Raw genomic sequence first — 15,144 nt, forward strand, 5'->3', positions numbered from 1 at the left:
CTATGTATCTATAAACCAAGGCATATCAAAACTTAATTTCAAAAAATAATCACATAATTGCAGTAAATCATTTGAAATTTACGAAGAGAAAAAAGCAGAAAGAAGATGACGGATTCTATTACGAAAATTTTTTATAACAACATAAAAAATCCGATATTAATCACTTAATATCGGATTTGAAATTGTTAGCAACAATCATTCAAGCATTTCAATTAATATATTACACCGTCATTTCAATGCTTATATGTGTGTCTTTATTATTCAATGATAATACTTATTTCCCAATACGGTTCGCAGTCCACACGTACAGTAATTCAAGTGCAATGGTTGCACCCGCTAATGCCGTAATATCACTTTGATCGTACGCAGGAGAGACTTCAACAACGTCCATTCCGACCATGTTAATGCCTTTTAAACCACGGATAATTTTTAAAATCTTATCCGAGTTTAAGCCACCACACACAGGCGTACCCGTCCCTGGAGCAAACGCAGGATCAAGACAATCGATATCAAACGTTAGGTACACTGGCTTATCACCCACAATGCCTTTCACTTGTTCGATAATTGCCTCTGTACTCATGTCATTTGCTTGCATTGCGTTGATAACATTAAAGCCGTGGCCTTCTTGTTTATACTCAGTACGGATACCAATTTGTACTGAATGCTCAGGCGAGATTAACCCTTCATTTGGCGCATGATAAAACATAGTACCGTGATCATAACGGCTGCCGTGACTGTAAGTATCAGTATGCGCATCAAAATGGATCAATGCCATCTCACCGTACTTTTTAGCATAAGAACGAAGTAATGGAAGCGTGATGAAGTGGTCGCCCCCTAAACCTAGTAATGTTTTACCACTATTGAGGATCGCATCTGCGGCCGCTTCTAAGCGCACAGTAAAATCTTCTGCATCGCCAGTATCAAATACTAAATCACCGGCATCAATCACTTTAGTATAATCAAAGACGTTAAAGTCCCACGGGAATTTTTTGCCTTCCCACGCCAAATTAACTGAAGCACGACGAATGGCATCGGGCCCTAAACGCGCACCCGGACGACCCGATGTTGCCATGTCTAATGGCGCACCTAATACAACAATATCCGCATCATTATCAATTGGGTTTTGTACTAATGGACGACGCATAAACGTCATCGCGTTTGAGTACAATGAATAATCTGTTTTGGTAAATAAATCGTTCATTAAAAATCTTCCAAATAGGTGTAACCCATCAAGCCTTGCTCTAATTCTTCAAGCACGCTTTGTTGTTCTTCTTTTGCTACTTTAGCAGTGACCATGTCTTTGTAGTTTTGACGGATCAAATCCACATCGATATGCACATAACGCATCATGTCTTCGACGGTGTCACCTTCATTGATGTAATCAATATTGGCTTCACCGTTTTCATCAACATTCACAACCACACTGTGCGTATCACCAAAGAGGTTATGCATATCTCCCAAGATCTCTTGGTATGCGCCCACTAAGAAGAAGCCCATTAAGTATGGTTCATCAGGGTTCCATGCCGGTACTGGCAAGGTTGTTTCAATGCCTTGACCATCAACGTATTGATCAATAATACCATCAGAATCACAGGTAATATCGAGTACGACGGCACGATGTTCATCTGCATTATCAAGGCCACTCAATGGCAATACAGGGAAAACTTGGTCAATACCCCATGCATCAGGCAACGATTGGAATAGAGAAAAGTTAACAAAGAACTTATCAGCTAAACGCTCACTCAATTCATCTAAAATTGGGCGATGGTAGCGGTTCTTTGTGCTCATTTTTACGCTTAACTCGTAGTTAATACGTAATGAAACTTGCTCTGCCCATGCACGGTGTTGAAGGTTAATCATCCCCGTTGCAAATTGATTATGCGCTTCAGAGACATCGCATTGTGTGTCGTTATAGATCTCAATTAAAGCGCGATCATCACTGCCATTTTCAAGCTGTTCTAAATTACGCCACATGTTGTGCAACAATAACGGTGCATCACAATGAGGGGCTTCAATCGCTTCTGGTGTGTAGCTTTCTGTGCCGATCACATTGGTAATTAACACCGCGTGATGAGCGGTCAACGAACGACCTGATTCAGAAATGATCACTGGCATTGGTTGTGAATATAACTGACAAATATCACCAATGGTGGTCACGATATTACGCGCGTATTCTGTCAACCCGTAGTTCATTGAGTTCGATGATTGACTACGAGTACCATCGTAATCGACCGCCAAACCGCCGCCAACATCAAGGTATTTTAGCTCTGCTCCAATATCACGTAATTCACAGTAGAATCGTGCCGCTTCACTTACGCCATTACGCACATCGCGAATGTTCGCCATTTGTGAGCCTAAGTGGAAATGCACCAGCTCTAGAATATCTAACTGGCCTTCTGCTTTTAAACGATCAATCACCGTTAATACTTGAGACGCAGATAAACCAAATTTAGACTTTTCTCCACCACTTGCTTGCCATTTACCCGCACCTTGCGATGCAAGACGGATACGCAAACCTAATCTTGGTGTTACTCCTAATGCTTTTGCTTCAGATAACACCAAATCTAATTCTGATAATTTTTCTAATACGATGAAAACACTGTGACCCAGTTTTTCACCGATAAGCGCCAGACGTACGTACTCACGGTCTTTATAACCGTTACATACAATCACTGAACTTGCTTTTTGCGCTAGGGCCAATACGGCTAATAACTCAGGCTTACTGCCCGCTTCTAAGCCTAATTGTTTCTGTTCTAATTGCGCTTGGCTTGCCAAGATCTCATCAACGACTTCCTTTTGTTGATTAACCTTGATTGGATAAACTAATAAATAATGGTTTTCATACTGATATTCATCAATCGCTTGGTTAAATGCATTACAAATACTATGCACACGCTGATGTACGATTTGAGGAAAACGAACCAAAGCAGGCAATCCAATATTTCTTTGCTCTAATTGATTCACAATATGACTTAATGGGACTTGATGATCAGTATCACTACGAGGCGAAACATATACTTCGCCATTATCATCAATACCATAAAAACCTTGGCTCCAATGCTTTACATTATACTCAGCACGGATGCGTTCCAAATTAACCGAATGTTCCAAATCTAGAGACCTCACACAATAGGGCCATCAACAGAAAATACCTCGTTGGAAGCGAGATAAAACCTGACAGTGATCGTAAGCCTACAACCATGTCCATGCGCATTAACTTATATAATTTACAACGAGTCCAATTAGGAATATTTATGGTGATAATCAAAAATATTGATTGTGACAATCTCCTTTTTTATCACCAAACTGTAACGGTTTATATCTAGCTCTTGTTTCTGACGCATTACTCAGTAAAATCACCCGCTCTATTTGCTGTGATATACCTTAATTATGCCTAAATTGAATCTGCACCGCCGTGATTATGTCTCTATCTTAGGGGGGGATATCTCCGCAGATAAATTAGAGCAAATGCTCAATCCTCACTTTGATAAACCAACAAATAAACTGACACCAAGCCCTTACTTAACCGATAAAAACATTACTCGTCGTTGGGATAAATTGGCTAATCCTGCGTTGCAAGCTGAGTTGCTTGATGTGCATACTCAAGCACAATCACATGTTTATGAAAAAAACATCGAACACTTCATTGGCACAGTAAAAATTCCTGTTGGACTTGCAGGACCTTTGCGTGTGAATGGCCTATTTGCCAAAGGCGATTATTTGGTTCCATTAGCGACCACAGAAGCCGCCTTAGTAGCCTCTTATAACCGCGGGGCACAACTCATTACTGCGTGTGGCGGAGCCAGTGCCATGTTATTAAATGAAGGCGTCACTCGTACCCCTGCCTTTGCTTTTTATAACTTAGCCGAAGCCGGACAATTTGTGGCATGGGCCGTTACTCAATACGATACCTTCAAACAATTGGCTGAAGCCACTACCTCGCACGGTAAACTCAGCGACATTAATATCAGCATTGAAGGCAATCATGTCTATTTGGTATTTGAGTTTTTAACCGGAGATGCATCAGGCCAAAACATGGTGACCATCGCGACTAATGCGATTTTTAACTACATCATAGATAACTCACCCATCGCTTCTGAAAATGCCTATTTAGATGGCAACTTATCAGGAGATAAAAAAGCAAGTAGCCAGTCTCTCCGCAGTGTTCGCGGTAAAAAAGTAACGGCGGAAGTGCATATTCCCGCCGAGCTGGTTAAGAAATACCTGCACACTACACCAGAAAAAATGATGCAATTTACTCAAATGAGTACGGTTGGAGCAACGCTCAGTGGCACGATTGGCATTAATGCTCATTACGCGAATGCACTTGCGGCGCTCTATATTGCGTGTGGCCAAGATGCCGCGTGCGTGGCTGAATCGGCTGTGGGGATGACTCGTATAGAAGTGGATAGAGATGGTGGTTTATACGCGAGTGTGACGCTACCAAATCTAATGCTTGGCACGGTTGGCGGTGGAACGGGATTACCGAGCCAAAAAGCGTGTTTAGAACTAATGGGCTTATATGGCTCAGGCAAATCACAAGCACTTGCTGAAGTATGTGCCACGCTATGCTTAGCAGGAGAGCTGTCTATTGTCGGTGCTTTCTGTGCCGGTCATTTCTCACGAGCGCATCATAAATTGGCTCGCTAGCAATAATTTTCTATCCATTCAGGAAAAGGCACTCACCATCATGAGTGCTTTTTTTATGTCTCAACAAAGATTAATAGATCATAAAATCGAGTTATCTCCTTCAAACAGGCCTGCCATTTTAGATTAACCGTCCATTATAATTCGGCATTTCATAAATGCGGAATTAGCAGCACTTTGAACATGGTGTATATAGAGCGGCTCTACATTATTAAATATCATAATAAAGATGATTAATAACATAAGGAGCAACGCATGAAACGAATGATTACGGCGACATCCGCCTTAGTGACTCTTGCACTGTATACCGGAGCAGTAAATGCAGGACAGTATATGAACGGACACCGCGTAGAGCTAAAGGGGGATAAGAACATCGATTATCCCCAACTCTGTATTCGAATTAATAGAAAAGCTCAACGAATTCCATTGCTTGAAACCTACCAACAATTTCAGACCGACTATCCTGATGATACTACCGCTGAATTACTAAAACGAATGGTGGCTTGGGCAGATTCAGGAGCGGTTGGTCATACCTGGATTGATCTTTTTTATAAAGATGACAATGGAAAAATCAAAGCCGATGGATACGGTTTTGGCAGTGATGGTAACCAAGAAACCCGAGAATTCAGCTTTCAAAAATGTGTGCATATTGAAGATAAAGATCATGAGCAGATTAAACAGGAAATGAATGATAAACAAGAAGCGCTATATGTAGAGAGCAAAGAAATAGCCAAGTTGTTTTTTAATATTGGAAAAGATTGGAATGGAGGCCGATACACACTCTATGGAAATTGTGCGTGGTTTGCAGGAGAGCTGTTTAATTCACTCGTACCTAAGAAAGAAAAAATTAACTTTGCGCAAGCTTTTGATTGGTCAACGATTGTCCCAACACTTTTACCGCTAAGTAAATTGAAAGATCTTCCTGATCCCGGCTACATTGCTGAGAGTTTATCCCAAACAATAAATAGTGCAGGTTGGTACGATAACGACAATGCAGGTTTCGGAAAAATCACTGGTGATACCTTCATTATTGCCGATGCCGACGGTCTCGTTACTGGGCCAAGAAGTATCATTGACTATTACCCAGGGTTAAAAGATTACGCCACTTTTATCTCGGCTGGCTATTACTCTGAATCACAAAACAGAATGCATTTCTTCACCTACAATCTGAAGCAGGATGTTGAAATAACAACTAAGCCTTACTCATCTGACGCCTCTTTTAAAAACATAAATCAAAAATTCGTCGCGGCATTTCATCACCCAAGTGATGATACGATCGGGATGGCGATAACAGAAGAGGGAAATATTCTAAATATCGACTCTTTAGAAGAAATGGAGAATTCTGCATTGCAAGAATACGCAGGTGAAATAACCGCAGCATCAAACTACTTTGAAGGCGATAAAATCCTAATTTTACTCCGACCCGATGGTAATCAATACGATGATCATCAATCAAATGGCGTTCGATTTGTTAAATACGATTTTGAGCACGATAAAGTGTTAACCGAACCGAAACTCGCAGAAAACTTATCTGGTTTTGATTTTTTCAAACTTCAGTAATGGTTGAAAGAAGCGTGTAAATTGATAAAAAGGCACTTTTATGAGTGCCTTTTCATTTATTAACTGTCTCGTCTTCCTCTATTTTTGGTCAACGATGATCAATTTATCAGTATCAAACCCTAATGATTTTGCCGTATCTTTAAAACGCTCAATCACTTTAGGATCAAGATCTTTATTTCTTGATAGTAGCCATAAATAATCTAAATCAGGCCCCGACACAAATGCATATTCATAGTTTTCTTTGTCTAACTCAAAAATAACGTATGAACCATAAAAAGGACCAAAGAAAGACACTTTTAAATAGCCTTCATCTGGTTGATTAACAAATTTAGCTTTGCCAAGCGCTTCGCTCCATTCGTTATCTTCTGCCGAAAATCCCTTATTAATAACCTTAACCGAGCCGTCATCGTTCACGCTGTAAGTCGCACTAACTTGACTTAACCCACGCTCAAACGAATGATCCAATCTCGCAATTTCGTACCATTCTCCAAGGTAGCGATTAAGATCAAACCCTGAAATAGGCTGAACGTCTTTTGGCATCCCTAAACAACCACTTAGCATCATCAACGTTGCGCCTATAACACCAAATTTTGTTATCTTCTTTATCATTGTTAACTCCATTAACTTTATCTCTTTATTATTACGAACAGTCCGTGTAAAAAGATCACTTACCACGATTATTTTTATCACACCTATTTAACGCCATCCATAAACATTGCCTGTAAATATGATGTTGCCGCGGTTAAACGAACGCTTTCACTACCAATAGCATCAATAGAACCTAATTCAACATCACATGTTTAATGCATTAAGTCAGAACCTTAAAGATCAACCGAGAAGGTATTAAATTGGGGTGGTTTATCATCCCAAACGTTACCAATTAAAGTCTGTTCATACCCATATTTATACAAGTGCTGCATGTAAGTAGAATCAAACGGCTGATCAGGGTCTTGCTCTACCTCCAATGCCATATCACTTTCCATGTGACTAAAATAGAAATCAATGTTTGAGCGCTGCGCCAAGTTATAAATTCGCATGACATCTCCTCGACCTTGATACTTAATTAACGTAGATAATGAGCGTGAAGCAACGTAATTTAAATTCAATTCTGGATCATCGACCTTAGGCTCAAACTCCCCATTTCTTATTACATAAATATGATGATTCTTATTTTGGTTATTCACTACTGATAAAGAATCAGAGATTAAAAAAACTTGTCTTGTTACTCCTCCATCAACATGAAGCTCTTGGTAAGTGTCGTCTTTTCCTTCCACATTAATCCGCACCGCTGGAAACGCTCCAGGAATGGACGCTGACGCTAAAATAATGTCTTCAAATAAACGCTGGCTCTCGTCAGATTTTAACGCTGCAATCTCTCCCATGTTCCAGATCGACAATCGCTGGCTGCCTAAATCGGTTGTACCTATCAACAACAAGCGACCTTGAGCATTATATTCAGCCACTTTATCGAGCAATTCTGTTGTGACGGTTTCTCTTATTGTGTTTTCAAGTGGCGAACTGTCTAACAATGCCGTTCCGCTTAGCATATTGAATATACGTTTGGTAATAAAAATATCGTCAGTTTCTGTTGTGGTATAAAATTCGGTGAGTTCATCATCATAGTCTTCTCCTAAATACGCAAACACCGCGATTAATGCCCCTGTACTTACCCCCGTCACAATATCAAAGTCGGGTCTTCCACCCATCTCGCTCCATGCGGTTAAAATGCCTGCACCATAAGCCCCATTTGCGCCACCACCAGATAACGCTAAATAATGATGATCGTCTTTTTCTTGTTGGAAATGAGATAAGTACACTTCATCAAAAAACAGATCACTGCTGTCACCCCAGTAGCGTAAATTGTCTTTTCCTAAAGGATAAACCTGATCGCTTTGTTCACTTGGAACGGCGGTGAAAGGAGCGCTAGCTGAACAACCAATTAAGGATGTGGTACATAAAATAATAAAAGGCCATTGCCTAAGTATCGAAATAATGGACATAAATTCATTCTCTTTATGTTGAAAACACGTAATGAAGTACATAAGAAACGGTACTTTAATAGCAGTAATAACGTGGTAATTTGAGGCCACTCTCACCGTGAACTATCAATGAACGTTCACGGTGTAAGTCATTTACTATGTGACACTAAATCTCCCACTCTCCACCCAGAGCTTTGTGTAACCCCACCACTGATTGCGCCGTTTGTAACTTAGCGGCCACTACTCTGTCTTTCATCATATTATGTTGTCGTTGTGCATCTAATACCGACAGATAATCAATCAAGCCTGCATTGTATAAAGCATTGGCTTTGCTTAACGCGGTCTCTGTTTGTTGCTGTGCTTCGGTAATGCTTGCTTGGTATTTCTGGCTGTTACCATAAGCAAACAGCAACGTTTCTACTTCTGCAAAGGCGCCATTTACCGCGTGTTGATAAGTAAGAACGGACGTTTCAAGACGCGCTTCTTGAATATCGACCATTGCCTCTCCTCGACCACCATCAAATACCGTCCAACTTACGCCTGCACTTGCCATCCAACCAAATGAACCACTGTTAAATAAATCATCAAAATCTCCTGCAACTAATCCTGGCGTACCCGTTAAAAACAGTTTTGGATAACGGCTGGCAATAGCGGCACCTAACTCTTCATTCGTTGCAGCAATTTCTCGCTCTGCCATGCGAACATCAGGACGACGCTGCAATAAATCTGACGGTAATCCGAGAGGAATAATCCCCGTTAATTCAGGCGTAACCTGTTCAGGGTTCTCCTCACCTAAATCGAGTGAACTGGTGCGTTGACCTAACAAAATAGCCAGTCGCTGCTTGTGAATATTCGCTGCAATGTCTAATTGAGGAATAATCGCCTCTGTCGCCGCCAGCATGGCGCTTGCCTGAGAAATATCAAGCTCTGAGCCATAACCGTTATCAACCACTTTTCTCACCAGTTTCAACGTGCTTTTTTGATCTTCAATCGTTCCCATTGCAATCGCTTTACGCTCTATTGCGCCGCGATATTGCAAATAATTACTTATCACATCAGCCGTTACCAAGGTATTTAACCCACTACGGTAAATCTCGACTTGTTCTTTTCTTATTTCAGCGGCATCTGCTTGGCTATCAATACGACCAAATAAATCCATTTCCCAAGCAATAGTAGCCCCAACACCAAAGCCATCTTGCTGTTGGTCCATTAATGTCACGCTAGAACCAACAAGAGGTTGAGCCGCAGCAGGTACTCCAATAGGCGAAACCGCAGCGCCTAATAAAGGATCATTTTCACTGATTTGATAATTGACATACCCAGCACCAAGGCTAACGGTTGGCACTTTAAATGACGACACCATTTCATGATAAGACTGGGCCATTTTAATGCGCTCAGAAGCAATTCGTAACGGAATGTTCTGCTGTTGTGCGTCTGCAACCAACTGGTTCAATATTGGGTCATTAAACCCTTTCCACCACGCTTGATCACTTGATAATGTTTGTGAACCATTTACGCCTTCAATCTGCGTATAGGCTTCGCTCATCGTCATTTCTGGCGGAGTATAATCTGGCGTCATGCTACAACCTGTCAGCATACCAGCCAAGAATAACGCTTTTGTTATTGTCGATACTTTATGCATTTTCATGACTAATACCCTTCATGTTAAGTTCATTTTTGATTGACGCCATTTCCACATTTACATCGTTATTTGAGCGATCATTTTTATAGAACAATTTATACATTGCAGGCATTGCTAGCAGTGATAAGAACGTTGCCGCAGCAAGGCCACCAATAATGGTTGCTGCCATTTGGTCGAATAATCTATCTGATAATAATGGGATCATGCCTAATGCCGTGGTTAATGCACCTAATGAAATCGCCATGGTTCTGTTTAGCGTTGCGTCTTTAATCGCAACATCTAATAACTTGCCCTGCTTACGTTCTAGTTCAATTTGGTCCATCAATACAATGCCGTTTTTCACTATCATGCCAGACAGCGCTACTGCACCAATTAATGCCATGTAACCGAAAGGCTTATCAAATAACAACAGACTTAAACTTGCCCCCGTCGCCGCCAAAGGCACCGTGGTTAAAATAATCACAGGCTGCTTAAAGCCGTTAAACATGGCCACCAAAATAATCACCATAAAGATCAGTGCTTTTGGCAGTTGTGAGAAGGTATCCATGATTGAGCGATGTTCATCATAATATTCTCCACCCCACTCGAATGTGTAGCCATAAGGCAATTGAATCGCTTCAATCTCTTCGAGCACTTGTGAGCGTACTTGCGCTGCGGTTTTTTCTGTAATCGCCGCTTGCGCCGTGATTGATGGCACACGATCACGTCGCCAAATCATGCTTTCTTCATTTTTCAATTCAAAGCCATCAACAACTTGCCCTAACGGTACAGAATGAATACCTAACAATGATTTTACTGGGATTGTTTCTAATGATGCCATGCTTGATTCAGGGCTTTTTAATAGTAATGGAATTAACTCATCACCTTGCTGCATTGCCCCTAAAATCATGCCATCTGACGAGCGTTTTAATGTCATTGCAATATCAGCACGATTAATCCCCGCACGACGCGCCTGTTCTTGGTTAATGATGGGTACTAATACTTTACTGGTTTGACGCCAATCATCACGCACGTACTTGGTGTATGGGTTCTCGTTAAAAATCGCTTGAGCTTCTTGAGACAATCCACGTAATACATCTGGATCTGGCCCTGTAAATCGCGCTTCAATGCTGAACTTATCTTTCGTTGCCAGTTTCAATGAACGGAATCTTGGTTCAGCTTGAGGGAATTCACTCTCTAACCACGCATCACCACGTTTAATTAACGGTTTAATTGCGTCATAATCAGCCGTATTAATCACTATTTGACCATAACTTGGGTCAAACGGTTCTGGCTCTACCGTCACTGAGAATCGAGGAGCACTTGCGCCCACATAGGTTGAGATTAAATCCACTTCAGGTTGTTCTAATAACCACGCTTCTATACGCTTCATGTCTTTTGAGGTTTCTTCAATTTTAACGCCATTTGGCAACCAATAATCAAGGAATACAACAGGACGATCCGAACTTGGCATAAAGTTAACCGAGATTTGAGGGATAACTACGGCCGTCATTAACAGCAACGGAACCACCGCAGACAATGCTTTTTTAGGATTATCGACTGTCCAACCTATCACCTTTTTAAAACGACTTGGCTTCACGATCTCTTCACTGCCCACTTCTGGTTTTAGCCATAACCAACACATCAGTGGCGTAATGGTCATTGCAACAAGCCATGAAAGCAGCAACGATGAACACATGATTTTAAACACAGACCCGGCAAACTCAGCCGCATCGGTTTGTGAGAATAACACAGGGCTAGCGCCCATAATGGCAATGAACGTTGCCCCTAATAATGGCAATGCTGTTTCCTGAATACAATCGGTCGCGGCTTTGGTTTTTTCAATGCCACTTTTTACTTTTGAGGTGTACATATCGGTAATAACAATGGCGTTATCAACCAACATACCCAGAGCTAAAATAAAGGTGCCTAATGATACTCGCTGTAAATCAATACTCGCTAAGTACATATAAATAAGCGTTAGTAAGATCGTGACGAGCAAACTGGTTCCAACAATGGTCGCGCTTTTGAATCCCATAAAGATCCACAATACGACGACAACAATCAGCACACTTTCTAATAGGTTTAAAACGAAATTATCAATCGATTTTTGTACTTCATCGGGCTGAAAAGCAACAACCCCAATTTCAACGCCAACAGGCAATGTTGATTGATACTCAGCAATCACTTCATCAATGCTTGACCCTAAACTCACTACGTTAATGCCACTCACTGGGCTCACCGCTAACGTCACTGCGTCTATGCCATTATAGCGACTTAGAGATAACGCAGGTGTTTGATAACCCATTGATACATCTGCAACATCTTGCAATCGGATAAGTCCTGTACCTAGCTCACTTATCCCCCCTTTTAGGGTGAAATTTTGAATATCTTGCAGCGATTGAAATGAGCTACTTTGATCAATACGAATACGTTCATGACCTGCTGCCATACTGCCTGCATCGAACACCATGTTTTGGCTATTTAATTGGTTTAATACTTGAATGGTAGATAAGCCGTAAGCCGCTAAGCGCTCATCGGTAATATCAATATTCACTACTTGGTTTTGAACGCCATGTAGCTCAATTTTTTTAATCCCATCGACGGTTTTTAAGCGACGTTGTAATTCTTTCGCGTATAAACGTAAATCGGCAGGTGACGTATCTTCTCCATAAACAGAGAAAAGCATGCCGTACACTTCAGAAAATTCATCTTGCACAATACTGATCTGTGCTGTGGCCGGTAAACCAAGCTTCACATCCGAAACTTTACGGCGTAATAAATCCCATTCTTGAGGTAATTGCGTTGATGAAATCGATTCCTTCAAATCAATAAACACCATCGACATACCCGGTTTAGACAGCGATCGTAATTTCCAAAGCGATCCCATTTCTTGTAATTTGGTTTCAACTTTGTCTGTCACTTGCTGTTCAACTTCTTCAGCAGAAGCGCCAGGATATAGCGTGACAACCACGGCACTTTTTACCGTAAAGCTTGGGTCTTCTAATTTACCCAATTTAAAATACGATAACCCACCCGCTATCACACACAACACGGTAAAGAAAATAACGAAGGTTCGTTGTCTTATGGCAAATTCAGCTAAATTCATCATAACCTCCTATTGAGTAACAAAGCGCAGTTGACCAACAGGGTCACCGTCTTTTAGATAATCAGCACCCGTAACCACCACTTTATCGCCAACCATTAGTCCCGTATTAATACACGCTTGGTTTGCATCTAATGAAGCCAGTTCTACGTGTCTGCTTTCAATTTCACTGTCATTCGCCAATAAGACTCTTTGTTCACCTTTTTGGCCAATAAGCGCAGAATAAGGCAAGCAATATGCATTATTTGAATAAGCAAAAGGAACCGACACTTTTACGGCTTTACCCGGAAGTAAATAAGCTGGCTTTTCTGACACATCAAAGCCATCTAATTGAAAAGTGACTCGGTAGGTTTGCTTAATAGGATGAGGTTGCGTTCCGACCTCTTTTAATGAGGCACTGTAAATCTGTTTTTCTTGATACCAACTGATATTGGCACTTTGATTTTCTTGGAATAAATGCGCGAGGTTTTCAGGTACATCAATCACCGCTTCTAACTGGTTTGGTTGGTGTAAGGTAAATACGCTGATCCCCGGAATCGCTTGTTCAAACTGTTCAAATTTTTGATTCGAGATCACGCCATCAAATGGGGCTTTTAACTCGGTATAGCCTAACGCATCGTTTGCTCTGATTAGGTTTTGTTTCACCACTTTTACCATTGCAGCACTGCGTTTGTAGCCGCTTAATGCGCGATCAAGGTTCACTTTTGCTATTGCATCATCTTGCGTCGCTTGTTTTACTCGAAGGTATTCTGATTTTGCTAATTGATGTGCGGCTTTGGCTTCACTTAATCGCGCCTCTATTTCTAATACTGATATTGTGTAATCGTGTGGGTCTAACCGCGCAATCACATCCCCTTTAGAAATACGTTGGCCTTCTTGTACTAAGATTTGATGAATTGTGCCAGGAACACGGAATGACAACTCCGCAGTCTCACTGGCTTGTAACGTACCAGAAAATTGTTTAATGCTATGAGTTTGTTGTGTGCTTAATTCTACAACTTCAATTGGACGAGGTGTTTTTTCTACCACCAAAGACTGAGTTTGGTTACAGCCAACCAACGCTACGCTAGATAACGCTAATACACTTATTAATTGTTGTTTTTTCATCACTGACTCCTAAGATTTTAGAGTCAGTGTATAGATATAAAGGAGTGAGATAAGCCAGTAAACGCGACAAACACTGTCTCAAGATTCAGGACAATGATACAAGCTTCGGCATTTCGATTAATAAATGGTCAATCAATAATCGAGTGACTCGGGATATCCCTTTTTTTTCAGGTGACAGTAACCAAACATCCTCATTTGCAGAACAATAATCTGGCAAAATATGAATGAGCTGCCCATTTCGTATTTCATCCCCAATAAGCATTGGCGGTAAAAAGCCAATTCCACGCCCATGAATAATGGAGTTTTTCACAAAACCAATGCTGTTACTGGTTAATTTAGTCCCGACCTGTAGATGTTCATCATTCAAATGCCATTGGTTTTCTATTTCACCATTTGGCCAGCGATAACAAACACAATCGCAGTTTTCAATATCTTGTATTTTATTTATATTCGGATTCAGCGCGAGATACTCAGGGCTTGCGACTAAAATTCGTTTCAATCCAAATATTTTTCTCGCAATAATATTACTGTTGTGTAATTCCCCTCCATGTACCGCCAAATCTAATCCTTGTGGGTACATGTCTAGAAAACCATTATTAATAATACGAATATCCAACTCAATGTCTGGGTACTTATCTTGAAATGAAAAGATAATGTCTTGCAGCGGGCCATTACTTTCTGGAAGTAAACCAAATTTGATTTTACCCTTCGGAGAATCAGATATTTGTTGAGCCGCATCATTGGCTTGTTCTAGCGCCTCTAACGCTTTCAATAATTTTTGATGATAAGCCTCACCATGTTGCGTCAGAGATAATTGTCGAGTAGTACGAAAAAATAACGAAACACCTAAATGCTGTTCTAACTCACTTATTCTACGGCTTACGTTCCCTCTTGGTAGATCCAAGGCATTAGCCGCCGCAGTAAAACTGCCAAGCTTAACAACCACGGTAAATAAGGTTAAATCTTCAACTTTCATCTCTAGTCCTCAATGAGCAAGCACCGACTGTGTCATAAATATTGTGACAATTCTAGTCGCTTTTATAAGAGGAATAATGAAATAGCAACGACTGAGAGCTATATAACAAATTTGTTATGCTTTGTATAAGCAATGGCAATTAACCAGA

The 15,144-nt window shown here is 40.9% G+C and carries 10 protein-coding genes; 2 read left to right on the forward strand and 8 right to left on the reverse strand.

All coding sequences use genetic code 11. The features are described from left to right. Positions 1-274: 274 nt before the first annotated feature. Both speB and speA read right to left on the reverse strand, forming a co-directional pair. Complete coding sequence (speB, locus tag A6E04_RS01820; RefSeq protein WP_065609591.1) at positions 275-1,201, reverse strand: agmatinase; 927 nt, start codon at positions 1,199-1,201, stop codon at positions 275-277. After that, positions 1,201-3,093: an arginine decarboxylase gene (speA, locus tag A6E04_RS01825; protein WP_370527125.1), complete on the reverse strand. Its 1,893-nt coding sequence runs from the start codon at positions 3,091-3,093 to the stop codon at positions 1,201-1,203. The genes speB and speA overlap by 1 nt, the downstream gene beginning before the upstream one ends. A gap of 297 nt (positions 3,094-3,390) precedes the next feature. On the opposite strand from speA, the gene A6E04_RS01830 reads away from it, so the two are divergent. Together A6E04_RS01830 and A6E04_RS01835 are read left to right on the forward strand one after the other, a co-directional pair. Further along, the gene (locus A6E04_RS01830; protein ID WP_065609593.1) at positions 3,391-4,650 is read left to right on the forward strand and encodes a hydroxymethylglutaryl-CoA reductase; all 1,260 of its coding nucleotides are present in this window, start codon (positions 3,391-3,393) and stop codon (positions 4,648-4,650) included. Positions 4,651-4,902: 252 nt separating this feature from the next. Further along, positions 4,903-6,207 carry a hypothetical protein gene (locus tag A6E04_RS01835; protein ID WP_065609595.1) on the forward strand — a complete coding sequence of 435 codons (1,305 nt, stop codon included), beginning with the start codon at positions 4,903-4,905 and terminating at the stop codon, positions 6,205-6,207. A 78-nt stretch (positions 6,208-6,285) separates the two neighbouring features. On the opposite strand, the gene A6E04_RS01840 is transcribed toward A6E04_RS01835, so the two are convergent. The 6 genes from A6E04_RS01840 to A6E04_RS01865 form a co-directional block, all read right to left on the reverse strand. After that, positions 6,286-6,813 (reverse strand): lipocalin family protein, encoded by a 528-nt coding sequence (locus tag A6E04_RS01840; RefSeq protein ID WP_023602968.1) that lies wholly within the window; start codon positions 6,811-6,813, stop codon positions 6,286-6,288. A gap of 215 nt (positions 6,814-7,028) precedes the next feature. Further along, positions 7,029-8,207, reverse strand: coding sequence for a patatin-like phospholipase family protein (locus A6E04_RS01845; RefSeq protein ID WP_065609597.1), 1,179 nt, complete (start codon positions 8,205-8,207; stop codon positions 7,029-7,031). Between the two features lie 145 nt (positions 8,208-8,352). Next, the gene (locus A6E04_RS01850; RefSeq protein ID WP_083198873.1) at positions 8,353-9,834 is read right to left on the reverse strand and encodes an efflux transporter outer membrane subunit; all 1,482 of its coding nucleotides are present in this window, start codon (positions 9,832-9,834) and stop codon (positions 8,353-8,355) included. Then, positions 9,821-12,916 (reverse strand): efflux RND transporter permease subunit, encoded by a 3,096-nt coding sequence (locus tag A6E04_RS01855; protein WP_065609599.1) that lies wholly within the window; start codon positions 12,914-12,916, stop codon positions 9,821-9,823. The genes A6E04_RS01850 and A6E04_RS01855 overlap by 14 nt, the downstream gene beginning before the upstream one ends. A 9-nt stretch (positions 12,917-12,925) precedes the next feature. Further along, positions 12,926-14,020 carry an efflux RND transporter periplasmic adaptor subunit gene (locus A6E04_RS01860; protein WP_065609601.1) on the reverse strand — a complete coding sequence of 365 codons (1,095 nt, stop codon included), beginning with the start codon at positions 14,018-14,020 and terminating at the stop codon, positions 12,926-12,928. A gap of 85 nt (positions 14,021-14,105) precedes the next feature. Next, the gene (locus tag A6E04_RS01865) at positions 14,106-14,996 is read right to left on the reverse strand and encodes a LysR family transcriptional regulator (protein ID WP_065609603.1); all 891 of its coding nucleotides are present in this window, start codon (positions 14,994-14,996) and stop codon (positions 14,106-14,108) included. Positions 14,997-15,144 lie beyond the last annotated feature (148 nt).

The sequence above is a fragment of the Aliivibrio logei genome (genome assembly GCF_001691055.1).
GTDB classification, from domain to species: domain Bacteria; phylum Pseudomonadota; class Gammaproteobacteria; order Enterobacterales; family Vibrionaceae; genus Aliivibrio; species Aliivibrio salmonicida.

Excerpts from the sequence above, each read along its gene's own strand:
- A6E04_RS01830 (WP_065609593.1), top strand. The coding sequence starts at position 3,391 with ATGCCTAAATTGAATCTGCACCGCCGTGATTATGTCTCTATCTTAGGG.
- A6E04_RS01845 (WP_065609597.1), bottom strand. The coding sequence starts at position 8,207 with ATGTCCATTATTTCGATACTTAGGCAATGGCCTTTTATTATTTTATGT.
- A6E04_RS01850 (WP_083198873.1), bottom strand. The coding sequence starts at position 9,834 with ATGAAAATGCATAAAGTATCGACAATAACAAAAGCGTTATTCTTGGCT.
- speB (WP_065609591.1), bottom strand. The coding sequence starts at position 1,201 with ATGAACGATTTATTTACCAAAACAGATTATTCATTGTACTCAAACGCG.
- A6E04_RS01835 (WP_065609595.1), top strand. The coding sequence starts at position 4,903 with ATGAAACGAATGATTACGGCGACATCCGCCTTAGTGACTCTTGCACTG.
- A6E04_RS01865 (WP_065609603.1), bottom strand. The coding sequence starts at position 14,996 with ATGAAAGTTGAAGATTTAACCTTATTTACCGTGGTTGTTAAGCTTGGC.
- A6E04_RS01855 (WP_065609599.1), bottom strand. The coding sequence starts at position 12,916 with ATGAATTTAGCTGAATTTGCCATAAGACAACGAACCTTCGTTATTTTC.
- A6E04_RS01860 (WP_065609601.1), bottom strand. The coding sequence starts at position 14,020 with ATGAAAAAACAACAATTAATAAGTGTATTAGCGTTATCTAGCGTAGCG.